The sequence below is a fragment of the Vibrio sp. L85 genome (genome assembly GCF_963871815.1).
Classification (GTDB): Bacteria; Pseudomonadota; Gammaproteobacteria; order Enterobacterales; family Vibrionaceae; genus Vibrio; species Vibrio harveyi.
In genome coordinates, this window is record NZ_CAWMYL010000085.1 from 1 (window position 1) to 5,350 (window position 5,350).

Here is a 5,350-nt window from a genome sequence, read left to right on the forward strand (position 1 = left end):
TTTCTTCGGCAAGTCCGATCTGAACATGGCTCAAAGCTATAAGCTGGGCAAAAACGACGCAGGTGAAGCGATCTTCAACCGCGTGGTGATAATGGATGGCAACACGTTAGCAAGCTACAAGCCGACCTTCGGTGACAAGACCACCATGCAGGGGATCCTCGATCTACCTGTGTTTGACGCTACACCGATTAAAAAGCCTACGGGTGGAGTCGCGAGCGATCTCGAAGCATTGGGTGATAAAACCAAGGTCGTGGTCGATTTAGCGCAAATCTTTACGTTCAAGGACAGTTTGAGTGGCGCAAATATCGCTCTTCACAACCAAAATGTGAATGACTGGGTACGTGTTGTTGTGACTCCGACAGCGGACGGCGGTGAAAGCCGTTTTGATGGTCAAATCATCGTGCAAATGGAGAACGATGATGTCGTTGCAAAAGCCGCTGCGAACCTTGCGGGTAAGCACCCAGAAAGCAGTGTGGTGGTGCAGATCGACTCAGACGGCAACTATCGCGTGGTGTATGGCGATCCGTCAAAGCTGGATGGAAAGCTACGTTGGCAGTTAGTAGGTCATGGTCGAGATGACTCAGAAAGTAACAACACGCGTTTAAGTGGCTACAGTGCCGATGAGCTGGCAGTGAAATTGGCCAAGTTCCAACAGTCGTTTAATCAAGCGGAAAACATCAACAATAAGCCTGACCATATCAGTATTGTTGGTTGTTCTTTGGTGAGTGACGACAAGCAAAAAGGCTTTGGTCATCAGTTTATTAACGCGATGGATGCGAATGGTCTTCGTGTCGATGTCTCTGTACGCAGTTCTGAACTGGCCGTAGACGAGGCAGGGCGTAAACATACCAAGGACGCGAATGGCGATTGGGTCCAAAAAGCCGAAAACAACAAAGTTTCGCTAAGCTGGGACGAGCAAGGTGAAGTTGTTGCCAAGGATGAACGTATTCGCAATGGAATTGCGGAAGGCGACATCGATCTCTCTCGTATTGGTGTCAGCGACGTTGACGAGCCAGCTCGTGGTGCAATCGGTGACAACAATGATGTGTTTGATGCGCCAGAAAAACGCAAAGCGGAGACAGAAACCTCATCTTCTTCTGCAAACAATAAACTCAGCTACTCAGGTAACATTCAAGTCAATGTGGGTGATGGTGAGTTTACGGCAGTGAACTGGGGCACATCGAATGTGGGCATTAAAGTCGGCACGGGTGGCTTTAAGTCGCTGACCTTTGGTGACAATAACGTCATGGTTCACATTGGCAATGGTGAGAGCAAGCACAGCTTCGATATTGGTGGTTATCAGGCACTGGAAGGTGCGCAAATGTTCATCGGTAATCGTAATGTGAGCTTCAACTTAGGTCGAAGTAATGATCTGATTGTGATGATGGACAAGTCAATTCCGACTCCGCCATTGGTTAATCCGTTCGATGGTGCCGCTCGTATTTCGGGCGTACTGCAAAGCATTGCCACTTCGGGTGAGGGCAAAGATTGGCTCGCGGCTCAAGAGCAGCAATGGACATTGTCTGGCGCGAAGAAATTCGTCAAAGATATGTCTGGTTTGGATCAGAGCAGCAGTGTTGATTACACCAGCTTGGTTGAACTGGACTCACAGAATGAGCGAAGCAGCCGTGGCTTGAGGCACGATGCAGAAGCGACTCTGAACAAGCAGTACAACCAATGGCTAAGCGGCAATAGCGATTCTGACACCAGCAAGCTCAGCCGTGCAGATAAGCTTCGTCAAGCCAATGAAAAGCTTGCGTTTAACTTTGCTGTGGGTGGTCAAGGTGCGGATATCCAAGTCACGACAGGTAACTGGAACTTCATGTTTGGTGACAACATCCAGTCTATTTTGGATACCAACCTAGGTTCACTGTTTGGCCTCATGACACAGCAGTTCTCTGCTACGGGTCAGGCTAAGACAACCTTCACCTACACGCCAGAAGATTTGCCTCGTCAGCTTAAGAACAAGCTACTTGGGCAGTTAGCGGGTGTAGGAGCCGAGACCACGCTAGCGGATATTTTTGGTGTGGATTACACCGCGCCAGGTCACATTGTTTCGCGTAATGGTGAAGCCGTTGATGGTGTAGCGATTCTCAAAGAGATGTTGGAGGTCATTGGTGAGTTCAGTGGTGATCAACTGCAAGCCTTTGTCGACCCGGCTAAGTTACTGGATAGCTTGAAGTCGGGTATCAACATGGGTGCGGATGGCATTAAGTCTTTTGCTGAAACTCATGGACTGAAAGAGAAGGCGCCAGAAGAGGACAACTCTTCGGTTTCTGTTAATGGTGCGAACGTAAACAGTGCACAAGGCGCGACGGTGGCTGATGGCAGCACTGAAACAGCAGAAACACCAGATCGTGCCTTTGGCTTTAACTCGCTTAACCTGCCGAACTTGTTCGCCACTATCTTTAGTCAAGACAAGCAGAAAGAGATGAAATCGCTGATGGAAAATCTCAAAGAGAATCTCACCGCCGATCTGCTGAATATGAAAGAGAAAACGTTTGATTTCCTTCGTAACAGTGGTCATCTCCAAGGTGATGGTGATATCAACATCTCCCTAGGAAACTACAACTTCAACTGGGGTGGTGATGGTAAAGATCTCGGAGCGTATCTAGGAGACAACAACAACTTCTGGGGCGGACGAGGCGATGATGTGTTCTACGCAACAGGCACGTCAAACATCTTCACGGGCGGCGAAGGCAACGACATGGGCGTTCTGATGGGACGTGAAAACATGATGTTTGGCGGTGATGGCAACGACACAGCAGTGGTTGCAGGACGCATTAACCATGTCTTCCTTGGTGCCGGTGATGACCAGTCGTTTGTCTTTGGTGAGGGCGGTGAAATTGACACCGGTTCAGGCCGCGACTACGTGGTGACGTCTGGCAACTTCAACCGTGTGGATACGGGGGATGATCAAGACTACTCCGTTACGATTGGCAACAACAACCAAGTAGAGCTAGGCGCTGGCAATGACTTTGCTAATGTCTTCGGTAACTACAACCGTATCAATGCAAGCGCTGGCAACGATGTTGTGAAGCTAATGGGCTATCACGCCGTGTTGAATGGTGGTGAGGGCGAGGACCATCTCATCGCAGCGGCCATCTCTAAGTTCAGTCAATTCAACGGTGGCGAAGGGCGCGATCTGATGGTGTTGGGTGGTTATCAAAACACGTTCAAAGGTGGCACGGATGTGGACAGTTTTGTGGTGAGCGGTGATGTTATCGACAACCTTGTTGAAGACATTCGCAGCGAAGATAACATTGTCTTCAATGGCATCGATTGGCAGAAACTGTGGTTCGAACGCAGCGGATATGACCTGAAGTTGTCTATTCTTCGTGACCCGGCAAGCGACAGTGACCAAGCGAAGTTTGAGCATATTGGTTCGGTGACGTTCAGTGATTACTTTAACGGTAATCGAGCGCAGGTGATCATCGCAATGGGTGAGAAAGACGCGACGGGTGAACGTGAGTACACCACCTTGTCTGAGAGTGCAATTGATGCGCTGGTACAAGCCATGAGTGGCTTTGACCCTCAGGCGGGTGACAATGGATTCATCGATAACCTAGACAGCAAATCTCGCGTGGCGATTACCACTGCGTGGGCAGACGTTGTCCATAAAAAGGGTATAACGGTGTAATATTCACCTACCTGACTCGTTCTGATATAGGTTGAAACTTTTTAGTTATAACGCTCGATGTATTTCATCGGGCGTTTTGTATTGTACGCCGAGCATGGCGTTGATCTAGGAGTTGAAAATACTCTACAGGCTTGGTCGAACATAATCGTTCCATAACGCATTCTAATCGCTTATCACGAATAATAAGATCGTAAGCGCGTCATAAACCCCGCATTCTAACTGCCTAGCACGAATAATAAGATCAATTCTCCATCCATAAGGAGAATTGAAATGGCAAACGCTTATCGAGTAATCTGAATCGAGTTCATTATCAACACTCGCCTTTTGTAAGCTCAAAGAGATAAATTCTTCGACGTTTTATGCTAAACGTCAGCAACTCAATCAAACTCAGGCCCCTCAAGGTTTCGTTAGAGCTAAAGTCGTCGAAAAGACAACAAAGTATTAAGCTCAAATAGCAACGGCTAATATGACACTGCTCATCAATGATGTTGAACTGAGCATTCCGCAAGGCACGCCAGCGGCCTACCTCGCAAAACTTATCGGTGCGCTGTCATGAAACGCATGCTCAGCGCTCCAGAGATTTATCTGTATCGTTAAAGCTTCGATTTTAGAAAGTCCATAAACGGTCTTGCTGCGATTATTGAAAGTGACACCGACTTACCTTTGGGAAGTGGTGCACTGTTCCTATTCACCAACAAACAGTGCGACAAAGTCAAAGCGTTGTACTGGGATCAAACAGGCTTCGCCTTCTGGTACAAACGTCTCGAAAAAGCCAAGTACAAGTGGTCATCAACAGAGAAAAATGAGGTGTTCACCCTAACTCAATTCGAGCTGGATAGACTGCTTTCTTGCTTCACGATTATCGGCCATAAATCCGTTCGAATAATGACTTAAGCGATAATAAAGCCTTATTCACCAAGCGTTAACGGCATGATTTTAGTATAATAAATGCTATGAAAAAGACGCCAAATATCAACCCAGAAAGTCAAGATATTGCCGAGCTACAAGCGATGGTGAAAGCGCTGATGGCATCAGAAAGCCAATGGAAGCAAGAGCTCCAATCGCTACTTGAACAGCTCAAGCTAGCCTTCGACCGCCAGTTCGCTAAACGCTCGGAGGCATTAAAGCCTTACGATGAATCTCAAGGTGACCTCTTCAACGAAGTGGAATGTGAAGCCGCTAAGGAAGAATAGGTTGAGGTCACGACGACGATCACAACGAAGAAACGCGGCAAGCATAAGCCTCTTCCAAAAACTTTGCCTCGTGAGGTTATCGAACTCGATTTAGACGACCATGAAAAGCAGGTAACCGTTCACCAGTAGGTAATTGACTTTTGTCTACAGGCCCAGAACGTTTGGATATGGCTGACGTGCAGTGACCGCCTGTACGATCTCTGTCAGTACAGATAAGCTTGATAGCCCGCGCTTCTTGCAGGTTTCTACCAACGTGCGCATCCGGCCTCTGAACTTGTCTCCGGCATCAGAGGTGGTACCAAAGCTGATTTTGCGTTGAATAACGCTGCCACGGATGCGCCGTTCTGCTTCATTGTTAGTAAGCGGGATGGATTCATGTTTCAGAAACAGCCATAAGCTTTGACGATGCTGCTCCAACTTTTCACAGCGACCTTTATACTGAACCAGCGGCATAGCCGCCGGTTCACATAAGTTTTGAGATGATAATTTAACCATTTCACACGGAGAAACTAACATG

2 protein-coding genes and 3 pseudogenes are annotated in these 5,350 nt (G+C 47.9%); 4 read left to right on the forward strand and 1 reads right to left on the reverse strand.

Annotation, left to right across the window (positions count from 1 at the left end; translation table 11 throughout):
• The 4 genes and pseudogenes from AACR11_RS08940 to AACR11_RS08955 all read left to right on the forward strand — a co-directional run.
• The coding region (locus AACR11_RS08940) for a C80 family cysteine peptidase (protein ID WP_266099117.1) at window positions 1-3,640 on the forward strand (3,640 nt) is incomplete at its 5' end.
• A gap of 265 nt (window positions 3,641-3,905) precedes the next feature.
• Window positions 3,906-4,196, forward strand: a pseudogene (tnpA, locus tag AACR11_RS08945) (IS66 family insertion sequence element accessory protein TnpA).
• Window positions 4,197-4,252: 56 nt separating this feature from the next.
• Window positions 4,253-4,534: pseudogene (gene tnpB / locus AACR11_RS08950) on the forward strand (IS66 family insertion sequence element accessory protein TnpB); the annotation flags it as partial.
• 59 nt (window positions 4,535-4,593) lie between these two features.
• Window positions 4,594-4,959 (forward strand): annotated as a pseudogene (locus AACR11_RS08955) (IS66 family transposase); the annotation flags it as partial.
• A gap of 18 nt (window positions 4,960-4,977) precedes the next feature.
• Here the strand turns inward: AACR11_RS08955 and AACR11_RS08960 are convergent.
• The coding region (locus tag AACR11_RS08960) for an IS66 family transposase (RefSeq protein WP_017818212.1) at window positions 4,978-5,350 on the reverse strand (373 nt) is incomplete at its 5' end.